The 25,450-nt window shown below is 57.5% G+C and carries 26 protein-coding genes and 1 pseudogene; 11 read left to right on the top strand and 16 right to left on the bottom strand.

What is annotated here, in order from left to right; all coding sequences use genetic code 11:
* Positions 1 to 64: 64 nt before the first annotated feature.
* Positions 65 to 604, top strand: a complete 540-nt coding sequence (locus J3P96_RS04370) for a GspH/FimT family pseudopilin (RefSeq protein ID WP_434601876.1) — start codon at positions 65 to 67, stop codon at positions 602 to 604.
* Here J3P96_RS04370 and ispH read toward each other — a convergent pair.
* The 6 genes from ispH to murJ all read right to left on the bottom strand — a co-directional run bounded on the left by ispH (position 558) and on the right by murJ (position 8,039).
* Positions 558 to 1,505 (bottom strand): 4-hydroxy-3-methylbut-2-enyl diphosphate reductase, encoded by a 948-nt coding sequence (gene ispH, locus J3P96_RS04365; protein WP_420767641.1) that lies wholly within the window; start codon positions 1,503 to 1,505, stop codon positions 558 to 560. The genes J3P96_RS04370 and ispH overlap by 47 nt on opposite strands.
* 135 nt (positions 1,506 to 1,640) lie before the next feature.
* Entirely contained in the window at positions 1,641 to 2,078 is a 438-nt protein-coding gene (gene fkpB, locus J3P96_RS04360) for an FKBP-type peptidyl-prolyl cis-trans isomerase (RefSeq protein ID WP_434571725.1), read from the bottom strand.
* The gene (gene lspA, locus J3P96_RS04355; protein WP_434601878.1) at positions 2,071 to 2,595 is read right to left on the bottom strand and encodes a signal peptidase II; all 525 of its coding nucleotides are present in this window, start codon (positions 2,593 to 2,595) and stop codon (positions 2,071 to 2,073) included. Before lspA ends, fkpB begins: the two co-directional genes overlap by 8 nt.
* Positions 2,588 to 5,419 (bottom strand): isoleucine--tRNA ligase, encoded by a 2,832-nt coding sequence (gene ileS / locus J3P96_RS04350; RefSeq protein ID WP_434655576.1) that lies wholly within the window; start codon positions 5,417 to 5,419, stop codon positions 2,588 to 2,590. Before ileS ends, lspA begins: the two co-directional genes overlap by 8 nt.
* Positions 5,420 to 5,432: 13 nt before the next feature.
* Complete coding sequence (gene ribF, locus J3P96_RS04345) at positions 5,433 to 6,371, bottom strand: bifunctional riboflavin kinase/FAD synthetase (protein WP_039593898.1); 939 nt, start codon at positions 6,369 to 6,371, stop codon at positions 5,433 to 5,435.
* A gap of 129 nt (positions 6,372 to 6,500) precedes the next feature.
* A complete protein-coding gene (murJ, locus tag J3P96_RS04340; RefSeq protein ID WP_434601880.1) occupies positions 6,501 to 8,039 on the bottom strand; it encodes a murein biosynthesis integral membrane protein MurJ in 1,539 nt (512 codons plus the stop codon).
* Between the two features lie 254 nt (positions 8,040 to 8,293).
* Here murJ and rpsT point away from each other — a divergent pair, with 254 nt between their 5' ends.
* Positions 8,294 to 8,572 carry a 30S ribosomal protein S20 gene (gene rpsT, locus J3P96_RS04335; protein ID WP_020798646.1) on the top strand — a complete coding sequence of 93 codons (279 nt, stop codon included), beginning with the start codon at positions 8,294 to 8,296 and terminating at the stop codon, positions 8,570 to 8,572.
* 369 nt (positions 8,573 to 8,941) lie between these two features.
* On the top strand, positions 8,942 to 9,889 hold the full coding sequence (locus J3P96_RS04330; RefSeq protein WP_434623735.1) for an IS110 family transposase: 948 nt from the start codon (positions 8,942 to 8,944) through the stop codon (positions 9,887 to 9,889).
* A gap of 94 nt (positions 9,890 to 9,983) precedes the next feature.
* On the opposite strand, the pseudogene J3P96_RS04325 reads toward J3P96_RS04330, so the two are convergent.
* Positions 9,984 to 10,181: pseudogene (locus J3P96_RS04325) on the bottom strand (CreA family protein); the annotation flags it as partial.
* 416 nt (positions 10,182 to 10,597) lie between these two features.
* On the opposite strand from J3P96_RS04325, the gene J3P96_RS04320 reads away from it, so the two are divergent.
* From J3P96_RS04320 to J3P96_RS04300, 5 genes are all read left to right on the top strand, one after another.
* Positions 10,598 to 10,822, top strand: coding sequence for a hypothetical protein (locus J3P96_RS04320; protein WP_434655567.1), 225 nt, complete (start codon positions 10,598 to 10,600; stop codon positions 10,820 to 10,822).
* A gap of 52 nt (positions 10,823 to 10,874) precedes the next feature.
* Positions 10,875 to 11,852, top strand: coding sequence for a ThiF family adenylyltransferase (locus J3P96_RS04315; RefSeq protein WP_434655564.1), 978 nt, complete (start codon positions 10,875 to 10,877; stop codon positions 11,850 to 11,852).
* A gap of 2 nt (positions 11,853 to 11,854) precedes the next feature.
* The gene (locus J3P96_RS04310; RefSeq protein ID WP_434655561.1) at positions 11,855 to 12,322 is read left to right on the top strand and encodes an HIT family protein; all 468 of its coding nucleotides are present in this window, start codon (positions 11,855 to 11,857) and stop codon (positions 12,320 to 12,322) included.
* A 31-nt stretch (positions 12,323 to 12,353) separates the two neighbouring features.
* Entirely contained in the window at positions 12,354 to 12,830 is a 477-nt protein-coding gene (locus tag J3P96_RS04305) for a hypothetical protein (protein WP_434655559.1), read from the top strand.
* A gap of 379 nt (positions 12,831 to 13,209) precedes the next feature.
* Positions 13,210 to 14,490 carry an FAD-dependent oxidoreductase gene (locus J3P96_RS04300; protein ID WP_434655557.1) on the top strand — a complete coding sequence of 427 codons (1,281 nt, stop codon included), beginning with the start codon at positions 13,210 to 13,212 and terminating at the stop codon, positions 14,488 to 14,490.
* 63 nt (positions 14,491 to 14,553) lie between these two features.
* Here J3P96_RS04300 and J3P96_RS04295 read toward each other — a convergent pair whose 3' ends face one another.
* From J3P96_RS04295 to rplU, 5 genes are all read right to left on the bottom strand, one after another.
* Positions 14,554 to 15,012, bottom strand: coding sequence for a CreA family protein (locus J3P96_RS04295; RefSeq protein ID WP_434655555.1), 459 nt, complete (start codon positions 15,010 to 15,012; stop codon positions 14,554 to 14,556).
* A 9-nt stretch (positions 15,013 to 15,021) separates the two neighbouring features.
* Positions 15,022 to 16,140, bottom strand: coding sequence for a glutamate 5-kinase (gene proB, locus J3P96_RS04290; RefSeq protein WP_305498706.1), 1,119 nt, complete (start codon positions 16,138 to 16,140; stop codon positions 15,022 to 15,024).
* A 308-nt stretch (positions 16,141 to 16,448) separates the two neighbouring features.
* The gene (gene cgtA / locus J3P96_RS04285; RefSeq protein ID WP_434655552.1) at positions 16,449 to 17,672 is read right to left on the bottom strand and encodes an Obg family GTPase CgtA; all 1,224 of its coding nucleotides are present in this window, start codon (positions 17,670 to 17,672) and stop codon (positions 16,449 to 16,451) included.
* A gap of 190 nt (positions 17,673 to 17,862) precedes the next feature.
* The gene (rpmA, locus tag J3P96_RS04280) at positions 17,863 to 18,120 is read right to left on the bottom strand and encodes a 50S ribosomal protein L27 (protein WP_003205738.1); all 258 of its coding nucleotides are present in this window, start codon (positions 18,118 to 18,120) and stop codon (positions 17,863 to 17,865) included.
* Between the two features lie 35 nt (positions 18,121 to 18,155).
* Complete coding sequence (rplU, locus tag J3P96_RS04275; RefSeq protein ID WP_003176051.1) at positions 18,156 to 18,470, bottom strand: 50S ribosomal protein L21; 315 nt, start codon at positions 18,468 to 18,470, stop codon at positions 18,156 to 18,158.
* Positions 18,471 to 18,709: 239 nt separating this feature from the next.
* Between rplU and J3P96_RS04270 the strand changes: the two genes are divergently transcribed.
* The 3 genes from J3P96_RS04270 (at position 18,710) to J3P96_RS04260 (ending at position 20,704) form a co-directional block, all read left to right on the top strand.
* Complete coding sequence (locus J3P96_RS04270; protein WP_305498703.1) at positions 18,710 to 19,678, top strand: polyprenyl synthetase family protein; 969 nt, start codon at positions 18,710 to 18,712, stop codon at positions 19,676 to 19,678.
* 234 nt (positions 19,679 to 19,912) lie between these two features.
* Entirely contained in the window at positions 19,913 to 20,254 is a 342-nt protein-coding gene (locus J3P96_RS04265) for a zinc ribbon domain-containing protein YjdM (RefSeq protein ID WP_030140290.1), read from the top strand.
* Between the two features lie 192 nt (positions 20,255 to 20,446).
* Entirely contained in the window at positions 20,447 to 20,704 is a 258-nt protein-coding gene (locus tag J3P96_RS04260; protein WP_003205743.1) for a PA4570 family protein, read from the top strand.
* Positions 20,705 to 20,818: 114 nt separating this feature from the next.
* Here J3P96_RS04260 and J3P96_RS04255 read toward each other — a convergent pair whose 3' ends face one another.
* The 4 genes from J3P96_RS04255 to J3P96_RS04240 form a co-directional block, all read right to left on the bottom strand.
* Entirely contained in the window at positions 20,819 to 21,436 is a 618-nt protein-coding gene (locus J3P96_RS04255; protein WP_003205746.1) for an FKBP-type peptidyl-prolyl cis-trans isomerase, read from the bottom strand.
* Between the two features lie 120 nt (positions 21,437 to 21,556).
* The gene (locus J3P96_RS04250) at positions 21,557 to 22,045 is read right to left on the bottom strand and encodes a TIGR00645 family protein (protein WP_047230159.1); all 489 of its coding nucleotides are present in this window, start codon (positions 22,043 to 22,045) and stop codon (positions 21,557 to 21,559) included.
* Between the two features lie 118 nt (positions 22,046 to 22,163).
* Positions 22,164 to 22,505: a hypothetical protein gene (locus tag J3P96_RS04245; RefSeq protein WP_305498700.1), complete on the bottom strand. Its 342-nt coding sequence runs from the start codon at positions 22,503 to 22,505 to the stop codon at positions 22,164 to 22,166.
* A gap of 311 nt (positions 22,506 to 22,816) precedes the next feature.
* Positions 22,817 to 25,255, bottom strand: a complete 2,439-nt coding sequence (locus tag J3P96_RS04240) for a Lon protease family protein (RefSeq protein ID WP_434628136.1) — start codon at positions 25,253 to 25,255, stop codon at positions 22,817 to 22,819.
* Positions 25,256 to 25,450 lie beyond the last annotated feature (195 nt).

Below are 25,450 nucleotides of genomic sequence, written 5' to 3'. Positions count from 1 at the left end.
TGCGAAGTGCCACAACGATTCATCAGCCTTAAATCCGCTTCACGCTCTCCAGGGAGGAGACGTCATGCATCAACAGGGCTTCAGCCTGATCGAACTGCTCATGGGACTGGCGATTGCCGCAATTGTTCTGCCGTGGGCCGGTGCAAGCTACAAAGAGCTGATCGAGTCCATCGAACGCGAGGATACCGCCCGGTTGCTGATCAGCGGGTTGCGTTTTGCCCGCAGCGAAGCCATCACGCGCAACCGCCGCATCTTGATCCAGGGAATCGACAATGATTGGGGCAAGGGCTGGCGGATCACGCTGGACAACAAGGAGCAAACCTTGCTGAGGGAGCGCAGCGGTCATGCTCGAGTGGTTGGCAACTCCCCAGTGAAACGCCGGGTGAGGTTCGGCGGCCAGGGAGAAGCCCTGCACCCCGACGGCGCGTTCCAGGCAGGCACGCTGCATGTCTGCGCCAGACGCGGGCCGGTCAGCCATCACCAGGTGATCCTGGCGCCCTCCGGCCGCGTCCGCCTGGAAAGTGTCAAAGCCGAGCAGGCCCTCTGTGAAAAAGGACTCAAAGCAGGGAGCGGACCCGCAGCTCTTTCGGCATCGAGAACGTAATGTTTTCCTCGCGACCCGCCAGCTCGTCAGCGCCCGTTGCGCCCCAGGCCTGCAATTGCTCGATCACCCCGCGTACGAGGACTTCCGGCGCTGAGGCACCGGCAGTGATGCCGATCCGCTCGACACCGTCGAACCAGCTGCGCTGCATGTCCTCGGCACCGTCGATCAGGTAGGCCGGGGTGGACATGCGTTCGGCCAGCTCGCGCAAGCGGTTGGAGTTGGAGCTGTTCGGGCTGCCGACCACCAGGACCACATCGCACTCGTTGGCCAGTTGCTTGACCGCGTCCTGACGATTCTGGGTCGCGTAGCAGATGTCATCCTTGCGCGGCCCGCCGATGGCCGGGAAGCGCGAGCGCAGGGCGTCGATCACCCGGCTGGTATCGTCCATGGACAAGGTGGTCTGGGTAACAAAAGCCAGCTTTTCCGGGTTGCGAACCTGCAAGGCCGCGACGTCCTCTTCGTCTTCGACCAGGTAGATCGCGCCGCCATTGCTGGCGTCGTACTGGCCCATGGTGCCTTCAACTTCCGGGTGGCCTTCATGGCCGATCAGGATGCATTCGCGACCGTCACGGCTGTAGCGCGCCACTTCGATGTGGACCTTGGTAACCAACGGGCATGTGGCATCGAACACTTTCAGGCCACGGCCAGCCGCTTCGGTACGCACCGCCTGGGAAACGCCGTGGGCGCTGAAGATCACGATGACGTCGTCCGGCACCTGGTCCAGTTCTTCGACGAAGATGGCGCCACGGCTGCGCAGGTCCTCGACGACGAACTTGTTGTGGACCACTTCATGGCGCACGTAGATCGGCGGCCCGAAGACTTCCAGGGCGCGGTTGACGATTTCGATCGCCCGGTCCACGCCAGCGCAGAAGCCACGGGGGTTGGCGAGTTTGATTTGCATGCTGTGCCTCGTGTCTGTGGGAGCGAGCCTGCTCGCGATGCGGTGGTTCAGTCAACTCGGTGGCGACTGTGACGCAGCCTTCGCGAGCAGGCTCGCTCCCACAGGTATTGTGGGTGCGGTAATTGCTGTTAAACGTTAAACCGCCTTCACTTCAAGGATTTCCACCTCGAAGCTCAAGGTCTTGCCCGCCAGTGGGTGGTTGAAGTCCACGGTCACCTCGGCATCGTCAAAAGCTTTCACCACACCCGGCAGCTCGGCGTTGGCCGCGTCGTTGAAGATCACCAGCAGGCCCTCGGACAGCTCCATGTCCTGGAACTGCGAGCGTGGCATGGTCTGCACGTTTTGCGGGTTGGGCTGACCAAAGGCATTTTCCGGAGGAACCACCACGGTGCGCTTGTCGCCGGCCTTGAAACCGAAGATCGCCGCCTCGAAGCCTGGCAGCAGGTTGCCGTCGCCGACCTTGAACACGGCCGGCGCCTTGTCGAACGTGCTGTCGACGGTGTCGCCGTTTTCCAGGTGCAGGGCGAAGTGAAGCTTCACTTCGGTGTTTTGAGCGATACGCTGCTCAGTCATGGACGGCTTCTCCGGTTTTCTTGCTCTTGAACATATCCAGGGCGAGCATCACGGCGCCCACGCTAATGGCACTGTCGGCAATGTTGAACGCCGGGAAGTACCAGCGATTCTGCCAATGCACCAGGATGAAATCGATCACATGGCCCAAGGCAATCCGGTCGTACAGGTTGCCCAGCGCGCCACCCAGGACCAGCGCCAGCGCCACGGCCAGCCAGGTCTCGTCACGCCCCAGGCGCTTGAGCCAGACCACCAGCACGGCGCTGACCACGACGGCAATCAGGGCGAACAGCCAACGCTGCCAGCCCGAACTGTCGGCCAGGAAGCTGAATGCCGCGCCGGTGTTGTAGGCCAGCGTCCAGCTGAAGTAGTCGGGGATGACCACGATCTGCTGGTACATGGTCAACGAACTCTCGAAGTAGTACTTGCTGGCCTGGTCGATCACCAGGACCAGCACACTCAACCAGAGCCAGCCCAGCCGTCCGAAACGGCCCGCTGCGTTGGGCGCCAAATCAGGCATAGTGGCGAACCTCACCCGTACCGCTGATGTTGTCGACGCAACGACCACAGATTTCCGGATGCTCCGGGTTCACACCGACGTCTTCGCGGCAGTGCCAGCAACGAGCGCACTTGACGAAGCTCGACTTGACCACCTTGAGCTTCAGGCCGCTTACCTCGGTGACCACCGCATCGGCCGGCGCCTGCACCAGCGGCGCGACGCTGGCGGTCGAGGTGATCAGCACGAAGCGCAGCTCGTTGCCCAGCTTGGCCAGATCGGCACCCAGCGCCTCTTCGGCGTAAAGGGTCACTTCAGCCTGCAGGTTGCCGCCGACAGCCTTGGCCGCCCGCTGGATTTCCATTTCCTTGTTGACTGCCGCCTTGACCGCCATGATCCGGTCCCAATACGCACGGTCCAGCTCAAAGCCTTGCGGCAGTTCGGTCAGGCCTTCGTACCAGGTGTTGAGCATCACCGATTCGTTGCGCTCGCCCGGCAGGTATTCCCACAGCTCATCGGCGGTGAACGCCAGGATCGGCGCGATCCAGCGCACCAGCGCCTCACTGATGTGGAACAGCGCGGTCTGGCACGAAAGGCGCGCCTTGCTGTTGGAGCCGGTGGTGTACTGGCGGTCCTTGATGATGTCGAGGTAGAAACCGCCAAGCTCCTGCACGCAGAAGTTATGGATCTTCGAGTAGACGTTCCAGAAACGGTATTCACCGTAGTGTTCCTGCAATTCGCGTTGCAGCAACAGGGTGCGGTCCACGGCCCAGCGGTCCAGCGCAAGCATGTCTTCGGCCGGCAGCAGGTCGGTGGCCGGATTGAAACCGGTCAGGTTCGAAAGCAGGAAGCGCGCGGTGTTGCGGATCCGCCGGTAGGCGTCCGCGCTGCGCTGCAAGATCTGCTCGGAGACGGCCATCTCGCCGGAATAGTCGGTGGAGGCGACCCACAGGCGCATGATGTCGGCGCCGAGGGTGTCGTTGACTTTCTGCGGCGCGATCACGTTGCCCAGGGACTTGGACATCTTGCGGCCGGCCTCGTCGACGGTGAAACCGTGGGTCAGCAGCTCGCGGTAAGGCGCGTGGTTGTCGATGGCGCAACCGGTCAGCAAGGACGAGTGGAACCAGCCACGGTGCTGGTCCGAACCTTCCAGGTACAGGTCGGCGCGCGGGCCGTTCTCGTGGCCCATCGGATGCGAGCCGCGCAGCACGTGCCAATGAGTGGTGCCGGAATCGAACCAGACGTCCAGGGTATCGCTGATCTTGTCGTACAGCGGCGCTTCGTCGCCGAGCAGCTCGGCGGCATCGAGCTTGAACCAGGCTTCGATGCCTTCGGCTTCAACGCGCTTGGCCACTTCTTCCATCAGCTCGACAGTGCGCGGGTGCAGCTCGCCGCTTTCCTTGTTCAGGAAGAACGGGATCGGCACGCCCCAGTTGCGCTGGCGGGAGATGCACCAGTCCGGACGGTTGGCGATCATCGAGTGCAGGCGCGCCTGCCCCCAGGCCGGAACGAATTGGGTCTCTTCGATGGCCTTGAGCGAACGCTGGCGCAGGGTGTCGCCGCTGGTTGGCTGCTTGTCCATGCCGATGAACCACTGCGCGGTCGCGCGGTAGATCAGCGGGGTCTTGTGGCGCCAGCAGTGCATGTAGCTGTGTTCGATGACAGTGGTGTGCAGCAGCGCGCCGACTTCGGTCAGCTTGTCGACGATGGCCGGGTTGGCTTTCCAGATGAACTGGCCGCCAAAGAATTCCAGCGACGGTACGTAGACGCCATTGCTCTGCACCGGATTGAGGATGTCATCGTTGACCATGCCGTATTTCTTGCAGGTCACGAAGTCGTCGACGCCATAGGCCGGCGCGGAGTGAACCACGCCAGTGCCGGCGCCCAGCTCCACGTAGTCGGCCAGATACACTGGCGACAGGCGGTCATAGAACGGATGACGGAAGTTGATCAGCTCCAACGCCGAACCTGGCGCGGTGGCAATCACCGAACCTTCCAGGCTGTAGCGGGCCAGGCAGGATTCGACCAGCTCTTCGGCCAGCACCAGCAGCCTGTCGCCGACGTCGACCAGGGCGTAGTTGAATTCCGGATGGACGTTCAGCGCCTGGTTGGCCGGGATGGTCCACGGGGTGGTGGTCCAGATCACGATGGCGGCCGGCTTGGCCAGCTTGCCCAGGCCGAAAGCGGCGGCAAGCTTGTCTTCATCGGCGATCGGGAACGCGACATCGATGGTCGAGGACTTCTTGTTCTCGTACTCGACTTCCGCCTCGGCCAGGGCCGAACCACAGTCGAAGCACCAGTTGACCGGTTTCAGGCCCTTGAACACGAAGCCGCCCTCGACGATTTTCGCCAGGGCGCGGATTTCACCGGCTTCGTTCGCAAAGTTCATGGTCTTGTACGGATTGGCGAAGTCGCCCAGCACGCCGAGACGGATGAATTCGGACTTCTGCCCTTCGATCTGCTCGGTGGCGTAGGCACGGCACAGCTCGCGGGTCTTGTCGGCGCCCAGGTTCTTGCCGTGGGTCACTTCGACCTTGTGCTCGATCGGCAGGCCGTGGCAGTCCCAGCCCGGGACATACGGCGCGTCAAAACCCGACAAGGTCTTGGAGCGGATGATCATGTCCTTGAGAATCTTGTTCAGCGCGTGACCGATGTGGATGGTGCCGTTGGCGTACGGAGGGCCGTCGTGCAGGACGAACTTCGGACGATCCTTGCCAATTTCGCGCAACTTTCCGTACAGGCCAATGCTGTCCCAACGCTGCAGAATCTGTGGTTCGCGCTGAGGCAGGCCGGCCTTCATTGGGAAGGCGGTGTCCGGAAGGTTTAGCGTGGCTTTATAGTCGGTCATTTAAGGCTCTTCATTAGCGATTGGCGCTGGTTGCGACAAGGGCACGGGCGGCGGCGATATCTGCATGGATCGCCGTCTTGAGCGCCTCCAGAGAGGCAAAACGCTGCTCTTCACGCAGCTTCTGGTGGAAAACCACCGTCAAACGCCGGTCATACAGATCGCCGGCAAAATCCAGAATGTGTACTTCGAGATGGGCCTTGCCATCCCCCTGCACCGTGGGACGTACGCCGATATTGGCGACGCCGGGCCAGGTCTTGCCGTCAATGTCGACACTCACCAGGAACACCCCGGTCAACGGCACACGACGGCGCTTGAGTTGCACGTTGGCCGTCGGTGTGCCCAATTGGCGCGCCAGTTTCTGCCCGTGCAGGATCCGCCCGGCAATCCGGTACGGCCGGCCGAGCAAGCGCTCGGCCAATTCGAAATCCGCCGCCGCCAGGGCATTGCGGACCTGGGTGCTGCTGACGCGCAGACCGTCCATTTCGACGGTCTGTGCCGCTTCGACGGTGAATCCCTGGGCGATGCCGGCCTGTTGCAGGTAATCGAAATCCCCTGCCCGGTCGCAGCCAAAACGGAAGTCGTCGCCGACTTCCAGATGCTTTACGTCGAGACCGTCCACCAGGATGGTATCGACGAACTCGGCGGCGCTGAGCTGGCTCAGGCGCTGGTTGAAGGCCAGGCAGAGGACCCGATCGACGCCTTCGGCGGCCAGCAGTTGCAGTTTGTCACGCAACCGGGCCAGACGCGCCGGAGCGGTGTCCGGAGCGAAGAACTCCCGGGGCTGCGGCTCGAAGATCACCACGCAGCTGGGCAGGCCCAACTCCAGCGCACGCTCGCGCAGCCGCGCCAGGATAGCCTGGTGGCCACGGTGAACACCGTCGAAGTTGCCAATAGTGGCGACACAGCCCCGATGCCGGGGACGCAGGTTGTGGAGGCCTCGAACCAGCTGCATAACGCGCTTCTTGCTCATAAAGTGGCCGATTATAACCACACCCGGCGGTCGGTGACAGGCAACACCGTAACCCAAAGTGATCGAACCGACAAAACCGCCGTCCGGCCCGGGATTATCGAAGGCAACCGTTCAGCTCAAGGCCTTGCGATTGAAGTCGCGCAGACGGAATCCCATTAGCAGCAACATGCCGAAATAAGCCACCACGCCGGCCACGACCAGCACGCCCAGGCGCAGGAAACGCTCGAGCATCTGCCCTTCGCCCCAGGCCGGCATGAAATGCATCCCCGCCAGCAACACCGCCGACATCACCGCCACGGCGACCAGCAGCTTGAGGCCGAACCTGGCCCAGCCGGGCTGCGGCTGATACATCTTCTGTTTGCGCAGCTGGTAGAACAGCAGCCCGGCGTTGAGGCAGGCACCGGCGCTGATCGCCAGGGCCAGGCCGGCATGGGCCAGAGGTCCGATGAGCAGCAGGTTGAACAGCTGGGTCATCACCAGGGTAAAAATCGCGATCTTCACTGGCGTGCGAATGTTCTGCTGGGCGTAGAAACCCGGCGCCAGGACCTTGATCACAATGATTCCAAGCAAGCCCACCGAATAGGCGATCAGCGCGCGCTGGGTCATCAAGGCATCAAACGCATTGAACTGGCCATACTGGAACAGCGAAACCGTCAGCGGCTCGGCAAGGATCCCCAGCGCCAGTGCACAAGGCAGGACCAGCACGAAGCACAGGCGCAGGCCCCAGTCGAGGATGCGCGAGTATTCATGACGGTCCTGGCTGGCGTAGGTCTTGGCCAGGGTAGGCAGCAGAATCGTGCCCAGCGCCACGCCCAGTACGCCGGAGGGCAGCTCCATCAAGCGGTCGGCGTAGTACATCCACGAGACCGAGCCGGCCACCAGGAACGAGGCGAAAATAGTGTTGATGATCAGCGAAATCTGACTCACCGACACCCCGAGAATGGCCGGCAGCATTTGCTTCATGACGCGCCACACGCCACTGTCGCGCAAGTTCAGGCGCGGCAGTACCAGCATGCCGATCTTTTTCAGGTGGGGCAGTTGATAGAGCAATTGCGCCAGGCCGCCGACCAGCACCGCCCAACCCAGGGCCATCACCGGCGGATCGAAGTACGGCGTCAGGAACAGTGCGAAGACGATCATGCTGACATTGAGCAGCGTCGGCACGAAGGCCGGCACCGAGAAACGGTTCCAGGTATTGAGGATCGCCCCGGCCAGCGATGACAGGGAAATCAGCAATATATAAGGAAAGGTCACCCGCAACAGGTCGGAGGTGAGCTGGAATTTTTCCGGCGTGTCGGTGAAACCTGGCGCGGTGGCCCAGATCACCCAAGGCGCGGCGAGCATGCCGGCCGCGGTGACCAGCGCCAGCACCAGCGTGAGCAAGCCGGTCACATAAGCGATGAAAGTGCGGGTCGCCTCGTCGCCCTTCTGGCTTTTGTATTCAGCCAGGATCGGCACGAAGGCCTGGGAAAAGGCCCCTTCGGCGAAGATCCGCCGCAGCAGGTTTGGCAGCTTGAAGGCGATGAAGAAGGCGTCGGTGGCCATTCCGGCACCGAATATCCGCGCGATCAGCGTATCGCGAACGAATCCCAGAACCCGGGAAAGCATCGTGATAGAGCTGACGGCAGCCAACGATTTGAGCAGATTCATGAAAAGAGTTTGTGCCTGTCGATAAACAGCAGGCGAACAACGCGCCCACTTGTGCGATACTTCGCGCCGCTAAACAGCACAGCGCCAAAGCCCGCGAGTTTACAGGTCGCACGCCGGAAAGAAATCATTCGGTGCGCCGCACCTGCCATTCAGCGGAACGTGTCACCCGCCCTTGACAACACGTCAACTCATCGGCATGATTCGCGGCCTATTTTGTTTGCTATTTCCTAAAAAGTCTTTCGAGGAGCTCGACGGTGGCCAACTCACCTTCCGCCAAAAAACGTGCAAAACAGGCTGAGAAGCGTCGCAGCCACAACGCCAGCCTGCGTTCCATGGTCCGTACCTACATCAAAAACGTAGTCAAGGCCATCGACGCAAAAGACGCTGAAAAAGCACAAGCTGCTTACGTTCTGGCTGTGCCAGTTATCGACCGCATGGCCGATAAAGGCATCATCCACAAGAACAAGGCTGCTCGCCATAAGAGCCGCCTGAATGGCCACGTAAAGGCCTTGAACGTTGCCGCTGCTGCCTAAGCGACGCGCTCGTTAAAAAACCGACCCCAGGGTCGGTTTTTTATTGCCTGCGATTTAATCAGGTGCACCACTCATTCAGAACTGTGGGAGCGAGCCTGCTCGCGAATACGGTGTGCCAGACAGCATCAATGTCACTGGCAGACTGCATTCGCGAGCAAGCTCGCTTGTATGGTAGGACTTGAAGGGAGGAGGAGGGACTAGGCTCGATTCTGACTGTTAGCCGCAGTACAGACCGTGGGAGATTTCGCCCCTCCTCCTTTCACCCAAGCGCCGATAAAGAATGCATCTGGCCTAGACCGACGATAGGAACAAGCCTGCGCCTCTGGGTGAACCCTTCAAGTGTTCAAACCTTAGCCCGGAGGATTTTCAATGGCAATGCCCGTCGCCACCGCCCAGCCGATCGTAGGTGTGGATGTCGCCAAAGATGAGTTGGTGATTTATCACGCCCAATCCGATCGACTCGAAACGATCCCCAACACCAAAGCTGATATCAAGAAGTGGCTCAAGGCATTACCTGCGCCAGTGGATGTCGCCATCGAAGCCACGAATATCTATCACCAGGACTTCGCCGATCTGGCTTATGCGCATGGCTGTGTGATTTATATGATCGGCGGTTACGAACTCAGTCATTACCGCAAAGGGGTGAAAGTGCGCGCTAAAACCGATGCGCTGGATGCTCGGTTGTTGGCTCGCTACTTGAACAACGAAGGCCACCAGTTGCACCCTTGGTCCCCGCCATCGCCCCTGTATTGCAGGCTTATAAGCCTTTTCCGGCGACGCGCAGCCTTGGTTCAGGCGCGTGTCAGCCTCAAGCAAAGCTGGTCGAACGAACCGTTGCTCAAAACGGCCTTTGAGAACCAGATAAAGGCCATGCAAAGACTCGAAATTTTGCTTGAGAAAACAATCCAGACGCAGTTGGATGCAGCCGGTTTGGGCAGTCAGCTCAAGCGCTGCATGAAAGTCGAAGGCATCGGTCTGTTAAGCGGTGCCCGTTTGCTCACGTCGTTTCAACGTGGAGATTTCAGAAATGCCGATGCCTTCATCGCTTTTCTGGGTCTGGACCTGCGCATATCGGACTCGGGAAAAAAGAAGGGACGCCGCTGCCTGTCTAAGCGAGGTGATCCGGAGGCACGCCGATTGATGCACAACGCCGCGATGTCGGCGAGTCGCACAGCGGCGTGGAAGGGATTTTACGAGGGTTTGAGGTCCCGAGGGCTCAGCACAACCGAGGCATTGGTAGCGCTGGCCCGCAAGCTTGCCCGAGTGGTATTCGCTCTGTTGAAGAACCAGAGCGAATACTTACCAAAAGGCATTTAGGGGCTAGTCCTGCACCATAGAATCTCCCACAGTGGTTTTTGCGTGGTTATTGAGCCTTGGCCCACGGCAGGATCGGAATCGCCGTCACCGCATTCTACGGGCTACCTTCGATCACACGGTCGCTGTAGACCAGGTAAACCAGGTAAACCAGCGTATTGCGCTTCTTGTCGAGAAAACGCACCACCTGCATGGTCTTGAACACCAGCGAGGTGCGCTCCCGGAAGACCTCCTCGCCATCCTTGAGCTCGCCCTTGAAGCTGATCGGCCCGACCTGGCTCAAATCGATGAATGCAAACTCAACAGACATGCCCAGTGCCGATACGAATCATCTCCTAACGAGATCAGCCGTCACGCCTCCAGCTCTTCTTATTTGTTACAAAACTTGACTCAATACGTCCAACGAGAACAAGCGCCGAACAAAAGACCTACTGACGCATCTGACAAAGCAAACATAAAACAAACCAAAACTTTCAAAAAAAAATCAAAGCCCAACTTTCACATATATGAAAAATCAAAGACTTAATTCAAGCGGAATAATCTCCTAAGAAAATCCCTACAGAACAAGTGCTCCACTCATCCCCGCCCCACCCCCTACCCGGCAACTAGAACCCAACATTCAGTTACACCCCCACACTTGCCCCATCAAAACACCCGGAACATGATCGATAGGCGGTCAACGTCACCAACCGCTGAACTCAGGAGTTAAAAATGAAAAAAATAATAAGTATCACTGCCATACTTTTAGGCACAAGCGGACTTGCTCAGGCCGGTGCAGAGCTTGCTCCCTCTATAAATAAAAACCTCACAGAGCCAACAAAAACTAGCCGTCCGCTCAGCATTATCAATGAAAATACTAAACTTTTAGTATCCACATTAGAAGATCACTCACTCAGTCAACCAAAACAAACAAAATTGAACGCTTCGTGTAATTGATGCGAAAACGGCGACCTTATGGTCGCCGTTAACCCTGACAAAGGCCATCTAAATGAAAGAAATCAATCAATATGAGAAATTAACCATTCACGATAGCTCAGGCACCGTGATAGGCATTATATCACCATCAACTTTTTACCACATTAAAGACAATTCAACACATATAAGCGGACCTCGCAAAAGTATAAAAACAAATGAACAAAGCATAGAGGCACTGATTGAAGGCTTGAAACAAGCCGGAAGCCTAATTGAAGGTAACTCCAAAGAAACAGCAGAGTTAGCTGAGCTTTTTAACGCCCCCGAAACTAGTAGAACCACATCTTACCTCACTACATTTTCCTCTAGTTGTCGTGAGATTATTACTATCATGCACGCATTGAAAGCAGCACACATTCTCATCATTGGGTGCGGTGGCATAGGTAGCAGTACCGCTTTATTACTGGCCGGAGCGGGAATTAAAAAATTCACTCTGGCTGACGACGACATTATTGAAAAAAGCAACTTGAACAGACAGTTATTTTGGCGACTGCAAGACGTAGGCAAGAAGAAAACAGAAACTCTAAAGAATGCCATAACAGAACGATTCGAGGCCACAGAAATATCTTGCATTAACCAACAACTTGAATATGAAAAAATCCTAGAGCTTGTCATCAATAACAACTTTAACACGGTAATTATAACCGCTGATTCTCCTATTGATTTAGCTACCCGATGCGGCGAGCTTTCCAGAGCCGCGAAAACAACTGTCATGAGTGCAGGGTATTTACATAGCTCATGCCGCGTAAATTTCTTTTCAGCCTCAGATTACGATAGTGAATATGAAATCTCACCTGATGCTAATCAATGGAGGCGGTTACCCGAATCAATAGCGCCGAGTTATGGACCAAACAATTTCATCCTAGCTTCAATACTGGCTCACAACACCATCACCAACACAATATTAAAAGACAGCCCAAACATCAAAAGCAACTACACTCAGTGGAACACCCGAAGCTTTCCAATATCCTTTTCCACCTTTATTTGGCCATAACAATGAAATGCATATTCTGTGATATTTCCAAGCGAAAACAAACAGCTCACATTATTTGGGAAGATGAAAAACATCTCGCATTCCTTTCAATATACCCGAACACTCCCGGCGCCTCGGTCGTAATAACAAAAGAACACCATTCAAGTTACGCATTTGACCAATCTGACAATACTCTCTCAGACCTGATCATAGCGGCAAAGCAAACAGCAGTGCTGCTAGACAATTCTCTTCCCGATGTAGCGAGAACCGGAATGATACTGGAGGGCTACGGAGTCGACCATTTGCATGCAAAACTCTTCCCCATGCACCAAACGGGTAATAGTAGCAAATTCAAGAAAATCAATTCCAATATTGCAACTTTCTTTACGAGGTATGAAGGATATATCTCTTCCCATGACGGTAAACGGGAAGACGATAGCACCCTTGAAAAACAAGCCAGCATGATTCGCGCCTACAACTTCAAAATCTAAAAAATTTTCTACTCAATCTACAGAGATCGATATGATAAAACTTAAAAAGCTGTTCACCTACCTGATACTAATGATGCCTACGTATGGAGTCTGCGCATCCGAACCTGATGACAACGAAACAATAAAACTTATCACACCAAAGTCGTTGACGATAATATTTTATCCCCCGGCAGGAAGAGAAAGAGAATTTCTTGATATCTTTGTAAAGCAACAATCGGAGCACATGAAACAATACACAGATAAATATCCAAACCCTGATGGAAACATGAGTATAAATATCGCCCCTACTGAAGCCGGCGAACCACTAATCCATCTTATAATATACAAGAGCAGCGAGAATTACAAAAAAGCAATCGCAACTTTCTCCTCGCGAGAAAAGCTTTTGAGTTATATAAATTCACATTCAAGTCTTTACGGAGGCGAGCAAATAAATCCAGACTTCCTAAAAAATTCAAAAATCCATTTCGGAGAAGTCATATCCGAACTACCCAGATCAATCACTCCATGACATACAAAAATATAAAAAAAACTCCTCAGCTATTATTAACCATCATGCTTCTTCCAGCGTACACGCAGGCCAGCCAAACCGAAGACATTATGCTTACGAATATCTGTCTAAATTGCCACCAAAGCCAAACAGATACCTCTAAAAAAACATTCCCAAGCCTAGACGGGCTACCTAAAGAATATATTTTCCATAAGCTTTCCAGCTTCAAAGAGCAAGCCGCCCCCAGCACAATAATGAATCGTATCATGCGATCCTATGACTCAACCACCATTGAAAAACTATCAGCACACTATAGCTCACTAACAACCATTCATCTTCCACCCTAAGCACCTGTCGACACTCGAAGCGGCAGCAATAATAACTACTACAGGCCTCAGCAATGTTTAAACGAAGAGACTTTATTAAGGGCTTAATCTTAAGCTCGGCATTAATAAAAAACCAAGCACACGCTAAAGAAATAAAAAACTTCAAAATTGTAGTTATTGGCGGCGGCTTCGCAGGCGCCACCTTCATTAAAACGATAAGAAAACTACACCCTCTAATCAGCGTCACACTGATCGAACCGAATAGGCATTACTTTTCTTGCCCATTAAGCGCAGAATATCTGGTAGGCAAGCGTCCTCTCAGCTCGCTGGAATTCTCTTACGATTACCTAGCAAAACAAAATGTAAATATAATATGTGACCGAGCACTAACAATAAACACCACAACAAAAACCATTAATACTCAAAAAAATATTTTAATACACTATGATCGATGCATAGTCGCTTGCGGTGTTGGATTCAAGTTGGACACCATCGTTGGCTATGATGAAAACAGCTTAGAAATAATCCCTCACGCATGGGCAGGCGGCATACAGCATAGCCATCTGAGAAACAAATTACTTGGAATACCAGATGGAGAAAATTTTTTAATCTCCGTACCGCCAGGAGATTACAAATGCCCTCCTGGCCCCTACGAAAGAGCCAGCTTGATCGCCGAATATTTTAAGAAAAACAAGCCAGCGTGCCGCGTTATTATCCTCGATTCCAATAATAAATTTCCAAAACAGCCCCAGTTCGAGCTAGCTTGGAGTAAATTTTATGGCTATGGCACGGGTGGATCGCTTATCGAATGGGTGAGTGAAAAAGATGGAGGGGCCGTCAAAGCACTGCAAAGGGAAACGATGGAGTTGTCCACGCCTATTCATAGCTTTAAAGGCGGAGCTATAAATATTATTCCGCCACAACAAGCAGCAATCTTCGCTCAAATGAATGCATTAACCGACGCCACAGGTTGGTGCCCGGTAAATACTCAATCGATGGAATCACTCTTCATACCGGAGGTCCACATAATCGGCGATTGTGCTTATGCCGAGATGCTTCCCAAATCGGCGTTTGCGGCAGCTTGCCAAGCGCGTGTTTGCGCTATCGCTATTAGCCGTATGATCCACGACTTACCAGCGATTCCGCCTGAGTTCGCGAATATTTGCTATAGTCTCTGTGCCGACGATTATGGCGTCTCTGTTTTCATTAAGTACCAAAGAAACGATTTAAACAATATTCTGGAAATAGTAGACCTCCTAACCACCCCCCTTAACTCCGACGAAGGTCAATACATCAAGGAAGCTCAATCGGCTCATAACATGTTCACTTCCCTGACTCGAGGAGCATTTTATTAGTTACCTATACTCAGCGATAAATTAAAGAATATCCCTTAACGATCAGCGTCTCAGACTTATACATTAGTTCGCCCAAGGCAGGATCGGAATCGCCGTCACCGCATTCTGCGGGCTACCCTCGATCACACGGTCGCTGTAGACCAGGTACACCAGCGTATTGCGCTTCTTGTCGAGAAAACGCACCACCTGCATGGTCTTGAACACCAGCGAGGTGCGCTCCCGGAAGACCTCCTCGCCATCCTTGAGCTCGCCCTTGAAGCTGATCGGCCCGACCTGGCGGCAGGCGATGGACGCCTCGGCGCGATCTTCGGCCAGCCCCAGGCCACCTTTTACGCCGCCGGTCTTGGCCCGCGACAGATAGCAGGTCACGCCATCGACCCTGGGATCATCGAACGCCTCGACCACGATCCGGTCGTTTGGCCCGACAAATTTGAACACAGTGGACACCTGACCGATTTCCTCGGCAGAGGCCAGCAGCGGTAGCGCCACCAGCAAGCCGATCAATCCTTTTGCCAAACCCATGATTTTTCCTTAGACGAGGATCAGGTTGTCACGGTGAACCAGCTCAGGCTCAGCCATGTAACCCAGCAGGCCAACAATCGCATCAGACGATTGGCCGATGATTTTCTGTGCTTCCAGCGCGCTGTAGTTGGCCAGGCCCCGGGCAATCTCTCGACCATCCGGCGCTACGCAAACGACCATTTCGCCGCGGCGGAAGCTGCCCTGGACCAGCTTCACGCCTACCGGCAGCAGGCTTTTGTTACCTTGAGACAACGCCGACACGGCCCCGGCGTCCAGCACCAGCGTGCCCCGGGTTTGCAGATGCCCGGCCAGCCATTGTTTGCGCGCCGCCAGCATGCCGCGCTCAGGCGACAGCAGCGTACCGATGCGCTCCCCGGCCTTGAGGCGATCCAACACCCGTTCCAAACGACCACCGACGATGATGGTATGAGCACCGGAACGGGCCGCCAGACGCGCCGCGCGCAGCTTGGTCTGCATGCCGCCGCGCCCCAGGGCTCCGCCAGTGCCACCCGCCACCGCATCCAGCGCGGGATCGTCGGCTCGGGCTTCGTAGATCAGCTTGGCATCAGGGTTATTGCGCGGATCGGCGTCGAACATGCCGTCGCGATCCGTGAGAATCACCAGCAGGTCGGCTTCCACGAGGTTGGCTACCAGCGCCGCGAGCGTGTCGTTGTCGCCGAAACGGATCTCGTCGGTGACCACCGTGTCGTTCTCGTTGATCACCGGGATGACTTTCAGCTCCACCAACGCTCGCAGCGTGCTACGGGCATTGAGGTAACGCTTGCGGTCGGACAGGTCGTCGTGGGTCAGCAGAATCTGCGCCGTGTGGCGATCATGCTCGGCAAAGCTCGACTCCCACGCCTGCACCAGGCCCATCTGGCCAATGGCGGCAGCGGCCTGGAGTTCGTGCATCGCGCTGGGTCGCGAGGTCCAGCCCAAACGGCTCATGCCGGCCGCCACAGCACCCGAGGAGACCAGTACCAGCTCGACGCCCGCCTCATGCAGGGCCACCATCTGCTCGACCCACACCGCCATCGCCTGGCGATCCAGGCCCTTGCCATCCGCCGTCAGCAGTGCGCTGCCGATCTTCACGACCCAGCGTTGCGCACCCGTCACCTTGCTCCGCATTTTCTTCAACCTTTGCCAGCGAACAGCGCGACCCAGCGCCACTCATGGGATTATTCGTATTTGCGTTTTTCAGATACCAAAACGCCGCTCGAATGAGCGGCGCCTTGAAAACCGGCCGACTGCGATGATAACACCGCGCCGAAACACTTGAACCTGCTCCCCATGCCAGCTACCCGAGAAACCTTGTGGGAGCGAGCCTGCTCGCGATGGCATAGGGTCAGCAGCATGAATGCAAACTGACACACCGCCTTCGCGAGCAGGCTCGCTCCCACAGGTTCTGATCTCAAGCGGCCTGCATCAGCACCAGATCAGTCGCGAACGTAGATGATTTCCGGACCGTCTTCGTCATCCACATCCTCTTCGTCCCAATCGTCATCACCGATGTCATGGACCGACTTGACGCCGCTGCGGCGCAGGGCACGCTGGTCGTCCAGCGCCTGCAACTGGGCGCGTGCCTCGTCTTCGATGCGCTGGTCGAGCTCGGCCAGTTCTTCCTTGTAGACCGGATCATTGGCCAGGCGATCAGCACGATCTTCCAGGTAACGCATGATGTCGTGGCAAAGGCGCTCGGTGCCTTCTTTGGCAATGGCCGAGATCACGTAGACCGGACCTTCCCACTCCAGGCGATCGACGATTTCCTTGACCCGCTCTTCGTGCTCTTCTTCGAGGATCTGGTCGCACTTGTTCAGCACCAGCCAACGGTCGCGCTCGGCCAGGGCCGGGCTGAATTTGGTCAGCTCGTTGACGATAACCTCGGCGGCATCGGCGGCATCGGTTTCATCCAGCGGCGCCATGTCGACGAGGTGCAGCAACAGACGGGTGCGGGACAAATGCTTGAGGAAACGAATCCCCAGGCCAGCACCTTCGGAGGCACCTTCGATCAACCCCGGAATGTCGGCGATCACGAAGCTTTTCCAGCGATCGACACTGACCACGCCCAGGTTCGGCACCAGGGTGGTGAACGGGTAATCGGCGACTTTCGGCTTGGCCGCCGACACCGAGCGAATGAACGTACTCTTACCCGCGTTCGGCAGGCCCAGCAGACCCACGTCGGCCAGTACTTTCATTTCCAACTTCAGGTCACGCTGCTCGCCTGGCTTGCCCGGCGTAGTCTGGCGCGGCGCGCGGTTGGTACTGGATTTGAAGCGGGTGTTACCCAGACCGTGCCAGCCGCCATGAGCCACCAGCAGGCGCTGACCAGCCTTGGTCAGGTCGCCGATGACTTCCTGGGTGGCGGAGTCGATCACTGTGGTACCGACCGGCACACGCAGGATCAGGTCTTCGCCCTTCTTGCCGGTGCAGTCGGTGCTGCCGCCGTTGGAACCACGCTCGGCATCGAAATGCCGGGTGTAACGGTAATCCACCAAGGTGTTGAGGTTTTCATCGGCGAGCATGTAGATCGAGCCGCCATCGCCCCCGTCACCACCGTTCGGACCACCGTTTTCAATGAATTTTTCCCGACGGAAACTCATGCAACCATTGCCGCCGTCGCCAGCCTTTACTCGAATCGATACTTCATCAACAAACTTCATGACACACGCCTCTCGCCGTACGGACGAGCCAAAAAAACAAGACATAAGACTCTTGCAAAAATGAGCGCAGCGACCTGAAAACACGCCCCAACCGCAGCGCCGACAGCCCATACAAACAGTTTTGCAAGAGACTCACCCCACAAACGAAAAAGCCCCGTCGCAAGACAGGGCTTTTCCAGCGGTCTCGCAATTAAGCTGCGATAACGCTTACGTAACGACGACCGAAGGCGCCTTTTACTTCGAACTTGATCACGCCTTCGACTTTAGCGAAGAGGGTGTGATCCTTGCCCATACCAACGCCGTAGCCAGCGTGGAATTGGGTGCCGCGCTGACGCACGATGATGTTGCCCGCTTTGATAGCCTGGCCGCCATACATCTTCACGCCAAGGCGTTTGGCTTCTGAGTCGCGACCGTTACGGGTACTACCACCAGCTTTTTTGTGTGCCATGAGTTCAATTCTCCTAGTGAGGAATTAGGCTGGAATTAAGCCTGAATACCGGTGATTTTGATCTCGGTGTACCACTGGCGGTGGCCCATACGCTTCATGTGGTGCTTACGACGACGGAACTTGATGATGCGGACTTTATCGTGACGACCTTGGGAGATCACTTCAGCCACAACGGTAGCGCCAGCAACGACTGGAGCGCCGATATTCACGTCGTCGCCATTGGCGACCAACAGAACGCGATCAAAAGTCACGGATTCGCCGGTAGCGATTTCCAGTTTTTCGATCTTCAGGTATTCACCTGGGGCGACCTTGTATTGCTTGCCACCAGTAACAATTACTGCGTACGACATGGTATTTCTCCGATAATCCTGCTCACCCAGCGCTTTATAAGAAGAGGTATTGGCTGGCATGGCTGCATAGGCTGGAAGGCCCGGATGCAATTGCGTAAGGCAGGTGCTGCCCAGGAAGTTCAGGGTGCGCGATTGTACGCAAGCCGGCAGAGCCTTGCAAGTGGCCGTCTATCGCGCCTTGACAGGCCTGGACGTGGGTCCTAGCATGCCGCGCAACCCTTCTGGAGCGCCTGTCGCTGATGCAACCCCAAGCTTTCTACCGCGCTGTGGCGGACGATTTTAGCGCCGTCGACGGTATCATCAAGAAGCAGCTGACTTCCCGAGTGCCGCTGGTATCGAAAATCGGCGACTACATCACTTCGGCCGGGGGCAAGCGCCTGCGTCCTCTATTGGTGCTTTTGTGCGGCAAGGCCCTGGGTCGCGAAGGCGACGACATGCGCCTGCTGGCCGCCACCATCGAATTTTTGCACACCGCGACGCTGCTGCATGACGACGTGGTCGACATGTCCGGCATGCGCCGTGGCCGCTCGACCGCCAACGCGATGTGGGGCAATGCCCCAAGCGTGCTGGTGGGCGACTTCCTGTATTCGCGCTCGTTCGAAATGATGGTCGAACTGGGCTCGATGCCGGTGATGAAGATTCTGTCCCAGGCCACGCGCATCATCGCCGAAGGCGAAGTGTTGCAGTTGTCCAAGGTCCGCGACGCCAGCACCACTGAAGAAACCTATATGGAAGTCATCCGCGGCAAGACCGCGATGCTCTTCGAAGCCTCGACTCACAGCGCCGCCGCCCTGGCCGGCGCCACCGCCGAGCAGAGCGAAGCCCTGCGCACCTTCGGCGATCACTTGGGCGTGGCGTTCCAACTGGTAGACGACCTGCTGGACTACAAGGGCGACGCCGACACCCTGGGCAAGAACGTCGGTGACGACCTGGCCGAAGGCAAGCCAACCCTGCCGCTGATCTACACCATGCGCGAAGGCACGCCGGAACAGGCCGCGCTGGTCCGCCAGGCGATCCAGAAAGGCGGAATCGAAGACCTGGAAAGCATTCGTGCGGCGGTTGAAGCCTCCGGCTCGCTGGACTACACCGCAACCCTGGCCCGGGATTACGTTGCCCGTGCGATCAAGTGCCTCGACGCCCTGCCGGCCAGCGAATACCGCGACGCGCTGGTGGAATTGAGCGAGTTTGCGGTGGCGCGTACGCACTGATTGCATGAAAACGGCGAGCTTTAGTGGCGAGGGAGCTTGCTCCCGCTCGGCGGCGCAGCCGTCGTAAAACCGGCTGACGCGATCCGCCTGAATGATCGCAGCAATCCAATCGGGGCTGCTTCGCAACCCAGCGGGAGCAAGCTCCCTCGCCACAAAAGCCCCGTATCACCCTCCTTGCGACAAAACCCTATACAATGTGCGCCCTTTTGACCTCCTGATACCCAAGGAACCTTAGTGAGCACGTTGCCTCCCTGCCCGAAATGCAATTCCGAATACACCTACGAAGACGGTACTCAACTGGTCTGCCCGGAGTGTGCCCACGAATGGTCCGCCAGCGGCGAAGCTGAAGCGCCGTCCGACGATACGGTGAAAAAAGATTCGGTCGGCAACGTCCTGCAGGACGGCGATACCATCACCGTGATCAAGGACCTCAAGGTCAAGGGCACTTCGCTGGTGGTCAAGGTCGGCACCAAGGTGAAGAATATCCGCCTGTGCGATGGCGACCACGACATCGACTGCAAGATCGACGGCATCGGCCCGATGAAGCTCAAATCCGAGTTCGTCCGGAAGGTCTGAACCTGTCACACGCCCATCCCGCGTCACGCGCGGGATGCTGCTTCGCCCCCTCCGTTTCGCCAGGCCCGCCAGTTGCGGATGACCTGAGCCATCCCAACCCATCGTCAGAAAAACCAGCGTTGCGCCAATAGAGACTTGCTATTTAGCGAATAAGAATTATTCTCATCGAACCCCATCAAGGAGATGAGAACCATGACTTATTTGATCGATGCCTGGCTGGACCGCCCACATCCCTACCTCAGGATCCTGCATCGGGAAACCGGCGAAGTCTGTGCGGTGCTCGAAGAAGAAGCCTTGAACGAGCTGCAGGACCAAGGCGACCTGGACCTCAACAGCCTCAATTCCAGTGAGCCGCTGGTGCTCAAGGAGCTGGTGCGTAACCTGTTTCTGTTCTGCTACGCCCGGGCGTTGCGCCCGACGGGTGATTTCAGCGGCAGGTTCCATGGATGAAGCAGCAAACCCTGTGGGAGCGAGCCTGCTCGCGAAGGCGGTAGGTCAGTCGATATCAATGTTCGATGACACACCGCTTCGCGAGCAGGCTCGCTCCCACAAAAGGCAGTTGCCTTACAGAACGTCCAACAGCTCGACGTCGAACACCAGCACGCTGTGCGGTGGAATGCTGCCAACGCCCTGGGCGCCGTAGGCCAGTTCGCTCGGCACGTACAGGCGCCATTTGCTGCCGGCGTTCATCAGTTGCAGCGCTTCGGTCCAGCCCGGGATCACGCCACCTACCGGGAATTCGGCTGGCTGGCCACGATCGTAGGAGCTGTCGAACACAGTGCCGTCGATCAGGGTGCCATGGTAGTGGGTACGCACCTGGTCTTCGCGAGTCGGCTTGGCGCCTTCGCCCTGGGTCAGCACTTCAAACTGCAGGCCGGACGCCAGGGTGGTAATGCCTTCGCGCTTGGCGTTTTCGGCCAGGAATGCACGGCCTTCGCCAGCAGCGGCTTCAGCCTTGGCGGCAGCTTCGGCCTGCATGATTTCGCGGATCACCTTGAAGCTTGCGGACATCTCGTCCTGGCCCACGCGGCTCGGCTTGCCGGCGAAAGCGTCGGTCAGGCCGGCGAGGATCGCGTCCAGGCTGACGCCCGGCGGCGGGTTGTCGCGCAGTTGGTCGCCCAACTGACGGCCGATGCCGTAGCTGACGCGGGTTTCGTCGGTGGACAGGTTAACTTCGGACATGCTGCTGCTCCGCTGTGCGGACGGCTCGGGAGCGTGCCGTGCGTGACACAGCGCCTCCCGGAGCGCCCGGAACCAAAAGGGCGAGCAGACTAGCACAGATGCCGCCGCCCGTGACGAACCTCAATGCTTGGTCAGTTTGTCCAGATAGCCCATGGCGAATGCCGAGACCACGAAGGTCATGTGGATGATCACGTACCACATCAGGTGCTCGGGATCGACGTTCTTGGCGTCCATGAAAATACGCAGCAAGTGGATGGACGAAATGGCAACGATCGACGCCGCGACTTTCATCTTCAGCGACGAGGAATCCATGGTGCCCAGCCAGTTGAGCTTTTCCTTGTCGGAGTCGATGTCCAGTTGCGAGACGAAGTTCTCGTAGCCGGAAATCATTACCATCACCAGCAAGCCACCTACCAGCGCCATGTCGATCAGCGACAACAGCACCAGGATCAGCTCGGACTCGGCCATGGCAAATACGTTGGGAATGATATGAAAGACTTCCTGGAAGAATTTCAGTGCCAGGGCCAGCAAGCCCAGGGACAACCCGAAGTAGATCGGCGCCAGTAGCCAACGGGAGGCATACATTGCATTTTCGATAAAGCGTTCCATTGAGTCTCACACCTGGGCTGAAAAATCGCGGCGAGTATATCAGCCACGACCCGCCCCACAAACGCCGCCCCCTTCCTGAGGCCCGACGCTTGTGTCAAGACTTTACCGCGCTGAAGGCTCAATGCAGCGGGCGATATTCGACGCCGCCGACGTTGCGACAACGGCCTCCGTTGATTTCCCGTAGCTGTGCCTGCATGTGCAGCGACCAGATCTGCGGATCATCAGCCAGCTCATAACCGTGCAATGTCAGGTTCTGGACGATGGTGTCGAGGAGGGTTTCAGCGGCAGTCGGGCCAGGGAACGGCCCTTGGGCCTTGATCGCGGTAGGTTGCTCGCCGGCCATTCCGGCGGCGAACAGTACAGTCCACATGCCGGTGTCGCCAGCGAGCGGACGAACGGCGCATTCGATACGGGTCACCAGACCCAGGCAGTGGCGAGTAAGACAAAGGTTGCGCGACATGGCGGCGCCCCTCGGTAGATCCGGTATTCAGCCCGGGAAGGCTGTTTCGATCCAATGATGGCTCTCGTTATCCTTGAACTGAGGATAGGAGAAAAGTTCCGGCCGCAAGGGATTTCGAGACCAGAATGCGCTGAGCGGTCATAGTGTGAATATTGACGCCAAACTGGTGACGCACAGTCGAAATAACCCACGAAACAATGTGGGAGCGAGCTTGCTCGCGATAGCGGTTTGACAGTCAAAAAACTGTGACTGAAACTCCGCTATCGCGAGCAAGCTCGCTCCCACAGGGTCTTGCGGCGGTCAGGAAAGCCTTACGCAGGCTTCGCCTCCGCCAGCGCCTGCTGGGCCATTTCCTTTTCCGCTTCCTTGATGTCGTCTTCGCTGATCATTTCCGCGATCACCCGCAACCGCTCCACCACGCGAGCGTTGACGCTGCCCTCCGGGAACTCGCCATTTTCATCCGGCTCACCGGCAGGTTCGCCCACCAGCAGGCTCAATGCCTCGTCGGCCTGGCGCACGGCATAGACGTGGAACTGCCCCGCTCGCACCGCGGCCAGCACCTTCTCGTCGAGCATCAGGGTCGCAACGTTGGCCTGGGGGATGATCGCACCCTGCTCTCCCGTCAGTCCGCGGGCTTCGCAGAGGCGGAAGAACCCTTCGATCTTCTCGTTGACCCCGCCGACCGCCTGCACTTCGCCGAACTGGTTGATCGAACCGGTGATGGCGAAGCACTGCTTCAACGGCGTCTTCGACAGGGCCGAGATCAACGTGCAAGCCTCGCCCAGGGAGGCGCTGTCACCGTCCACATAACCGTAGGATTGCTCCAGGGCGATGCTGGCCGAAATCGCCAGGGGGAATTCCTGGGCATAACGGCTGCCCAGGTACCCGGTGAGGATCATCACACCCTTGGAGTGGATCGGCTGGCCGAGGTTGACCTCACGCTCGATGTCGACGATACCGCTGCCGCCCGGGTACACCGTGGCGGAAATCCGCGCCGGCACGCCAAACGCCGAATCCCCCACTTCCAGCACGGTCAGCCCGTTGCACTTGCCCACGGCCGCGCCGTCGGTATCGATCAGGATGATCCCGGCCAGCATGTCGTCGAGGATCCGCGCCGAAACCCGTCCGGTGCGAGTCGCCTTGGCCTTGAGGGCGCGCTCGATGTGGCCGGCATCGGTCATGTCATCGCCGGCCAACTGCCGGATGAAGTCCGCTTCGCTGACCAATTGGAACAGATCACCGATCCGCGCCGACAGGCGCCCCTGATGCTCCGCCAGGCGCGCGCTGTAAGTGGCCAGGCGCGCCACCGCATCGGCGGTAAGCGGGGCCATGCCCTCCTCCGAGGTTCGGGTCTTGAGCAACTGGGCAAACTGCTCCAGGCTCTCGTCGCCCATCGGGATGTCTTCGTCGAAGTCCACCAGCACGCGAAACATTTCCTGGAAGTCCGAATCCAGGTCCTGCAACGCGTAGTACAGCTGGCGGGCGCCGATGATCACCACCTTGACCTGCAACGGAATATGTTGCGGCGTCAGGGTGACCGTCGCCAGCCGCCCCAGCTCACCCAACGGCGACTCCATCTTCAGCTTGCGCGATTGCAGGGCGCGCTTGAGCGCATCCCACACGAACGGCTCGCCTAGCATCTTTTCCGCCTCAAGAATCAGGAACCCGCCGTTGGCCCGGTGCAAGGCACCCGGGCGCAACTGCCGATACGTGGTGTAGAGCGCGCCCTGATCGGTGCTGTACTCGATGCGCCCGAACAGGTTGTCGTAGGTCGGGTGCGGTTCGAACACCACCGGCGCGCCACCGCTCGCCGGATGCCCCACCACCAGGCTCGGCGCGTATTGCTCCTCGAGCAATTTGCGGGCGACGGCGTCGGTCTTGCTGTCGTCGACCAATTGCTCGACCACGGTCTTGAGCAGGTAGACCTGCATGGCCTGCAGGTAGCCGCAGACGGCGGCATTCTCGGCGTATTTTTCCGAGAGCGGCGCGAGCAACGGCTGCAAGGCCAGGGTGATGGTTTCTTCGTTGAGCTGGCGCAGTTGGTTGTTGGATTCGCGTTTCCACTGCGGCAGGCTGGCGAGCTCTTCGTTCAGACGCTCCTCCAGATTGGAAATGTCCTCATGGAAGCGCTCGCGATCGGCCTCTGGCAACTGGGCGAACTCCGCTTCATCCAGGGCCTTGCCTTCGCTCATCGGCGTAAAGGCGATGTTGCTGCTGTCACGGTACAGCGCGACATCCTTTTCCAACGCCAGGCGCTCGATCACATCGAGGGCGCGGTCGTAGCGCTGATTGAAGGCGCGGTCGATCGCGCTTTTTTTCTGTTGGTAGGACGGATGCTCGAACACCGCCGGAAAAGTCGCCAGCAGATTGTCGATCAGGCCATTGATGTCGGCGATGAAAGCCCCAGCCGTGCCCGACGGCAATTCCAGGGCACGCGGTTCGCGAGGCTCGTCGAAGTTATTGACATAGACCCAGTCCGCCGGGGTCTGCATGCGCTTGCCCTCGGCCTTGAGGTAGCGTTTGACGAACGAGAACCGACCGGTGCCGGGCTCGCCCATGACAAAGACGTTGTAACCGGGGCGTGGCATCGCCACACCGAACTGCAAGGCTTCGACCGCGCGTTCCTGGCCAAGCACACCGCGAAAGGGCTCCAGATCATTGGTGGTAGAGAAGCTGAACTGTTCAGCGGAAAACGGACGGGTCAGCGCTTCGGGCGCTAGACGCAAGCTGGCAGCAACAGGATCAGGCATCGGGCTTCCTTACATCAGGCGGGGCAGATAGCGGCATTCTGGCGCTGCCCATGCCTGACTGGCAAGGAGCGCCTCAGGCCGAAGCATAGTCGACGGCCCCACCACCGGCAGAAGCCCGTAAACAGGTGATTTCAAATAATGTTTTTGCAAAATGTCACGGAACCCTCGGAACGTGCCTAAACTCCAAACTGCGCG

The sequence above is a fragment of the Pseudomonas sp. R3-56 genome, assembly GCF_051132075.1.
In the GTDB taxonomy this organism is placed as follows: Bacteria; Pseudomonadota; Gammaproteobacteria; order Pseudomonadales; family Pseudomonadaceae; genus Aquipseudomonas.
This window is presented reverse-complemented; position numbering and strand designations above follow the sequence as displayed.

Coding starts and splice junctions, on each gene's coding strand:
- J3P96_RS04370 (WP_434601876.1), top strand. CDS start 65: ATGCATCAACAGGGCTTCAGCCTGATCGAACTGCTCATGGGACTGGCG.
- ispH (WP_420767641.1), bottom strand. CDS start 1,505: ATGCAAATCAAACTCGCCAACCCCCGTGGCTTCTGCGCTGGCGTGGAC.
- fkpB (WP_434571725.1), bottom strand. CDS start 2,078: ATGACTGAGCAGCGTATCGCTCAAAACACCGAAGTGAAGCTTCACTTC.
- lspA (WP_434601878.1), bottom strand. CDS start 2,595: ATGCCTGATTTGGCGCCCAACGCAGCGGGCCGTTTCGGACGGCTGGGC.
- ileS (WP_434655576.1), bottom strand. CDS start 5,419: ATGACCGACTATAAAGCCACGCTAAACCTTCCGGACACCGCCTTCCCA.
- ribF (WP_039593898.1), bottom strand. CDS start 6,371: ATGCAGCTGGTTCGAGGCCTCCACAACCTGCGTCCCCGGCATCGGGGC.
- murJ (WP_434601880.1), bottom strand. CDS start 8,039: ATGAATCTGCTCAAATCGTTGGCTGCCGTCAGCTCTATCACGATGCTT.
- J3P96_RS04330 (WP_434623735.1), top strand. CDS start 8,942: ATGGCAATGCCCGTCGCCACCGCCCAGCCGATCGTAGGTGTGGATGTC.
- J3P96_RS04320 (WP_434655567.1), top strand. CDS start 10,598: ATGAAAAAAATAATAAGTATCACTGCCATACTTTTAGGCACAAGCGGA.
- J3P96_RS04315 (WP_434655564.1), top strand. CDS start 10,875: ATGAAAGAAATCAATCAATATGAGAAATTAACCATTCACGATAGCTCA.
- J3P96_RS04310 (WP_434655561.1), top strand. CDS start 11,855: ATGAAATGCATATTCTGTGATATTTCCAAGCGAAAACAAACAGCTCAC.
- J3P96_RS04305 (WP_434655559.1), top strand. CDS start 12,354: ATGATAAAACTTAAAAAGCTGTTCACCTACCTGATACTAATGATGCCT.
- J3P96_RS04300 (WP_434655557.1), top strand. CDS start 13,210: ATGTTTAAACGAAGAGACTTTATTAAGGGCTTAATCTTAAGCTCGGCA.
- J3P96_RS04295 (WP_434655555.1), bottom strand. CDS start 15,012: ATGGGTTTGGCAAAAGGATTGATCGGCTTGCTGGTGGCGCTACCGCTG.
- proB (WP_305498706.1), bottom strand. CDS start 16,140: ATGCGGAGCAAGGTGACGGGTGCGCAACGCTGGGTCGTGAAGATCGGC.
- cgtA (WP_434655552.1), bottom strand. CDS start 17,672: ATGAAGTTTGTTGATGAAGTATCGATTCGAGTAAAGGCTGGCGACGGC.
- rpmA (WP_003205738.1), bottom strand. CDS start 18,120: ATGGCACACAAAAAAGCTGGTGGTAGTACCCGTAACGGTCGCGACTCA.
- rplU (WP_003176051.1), bottom strand. CDS start 18,470: ATGTCGTACGCAGTAATTGTTACTGGTGGCAAGCAATACAAGGTCGCC.
- J3P96_RS04270 (WP_305498703.1), top strand. CDS start 18,710: ATGCAACCCCAAGCTTTCTACCGCGCTGTGGCGGACGATTTTAGCGCC.
- J3P96_RS04260 (WP_003205743.1), top strand. CDS start 20,447: ATGACTTATTTGATCGATGCCTGGCTGGACCGCCCACATCCCTACCTC.
- J3P96_RS04255 (WP_003205746.1), bottom strand. CDS start 21,436: ATGTCCGAAGTTAACCTGTCCACCGACGAAACCCGCGTCAGCTACGGC.
- J3P96_RS04250 (WP_047230159.1), bottom strand. CDS start 22,045: ATGGAACGCTTTATCGAAAATGCAATGTATGCCTCCCGTTGGCTACTG.
- J3P96_RS04245 (WP_305498700.1), bottom strand. CDS start 22,505: ATGTCGCGCAACCTTTGTCTTACTCGCCACTGCCTGGGTCTGGTGACC.
- J3P96_RS04240 (WP_434628136.1), bottom strand. CDS start 25,255: ATGCCTGATCCTGTTGCTGCCAGCTTGCGTCTAGCGCCCGAAGCGCTG.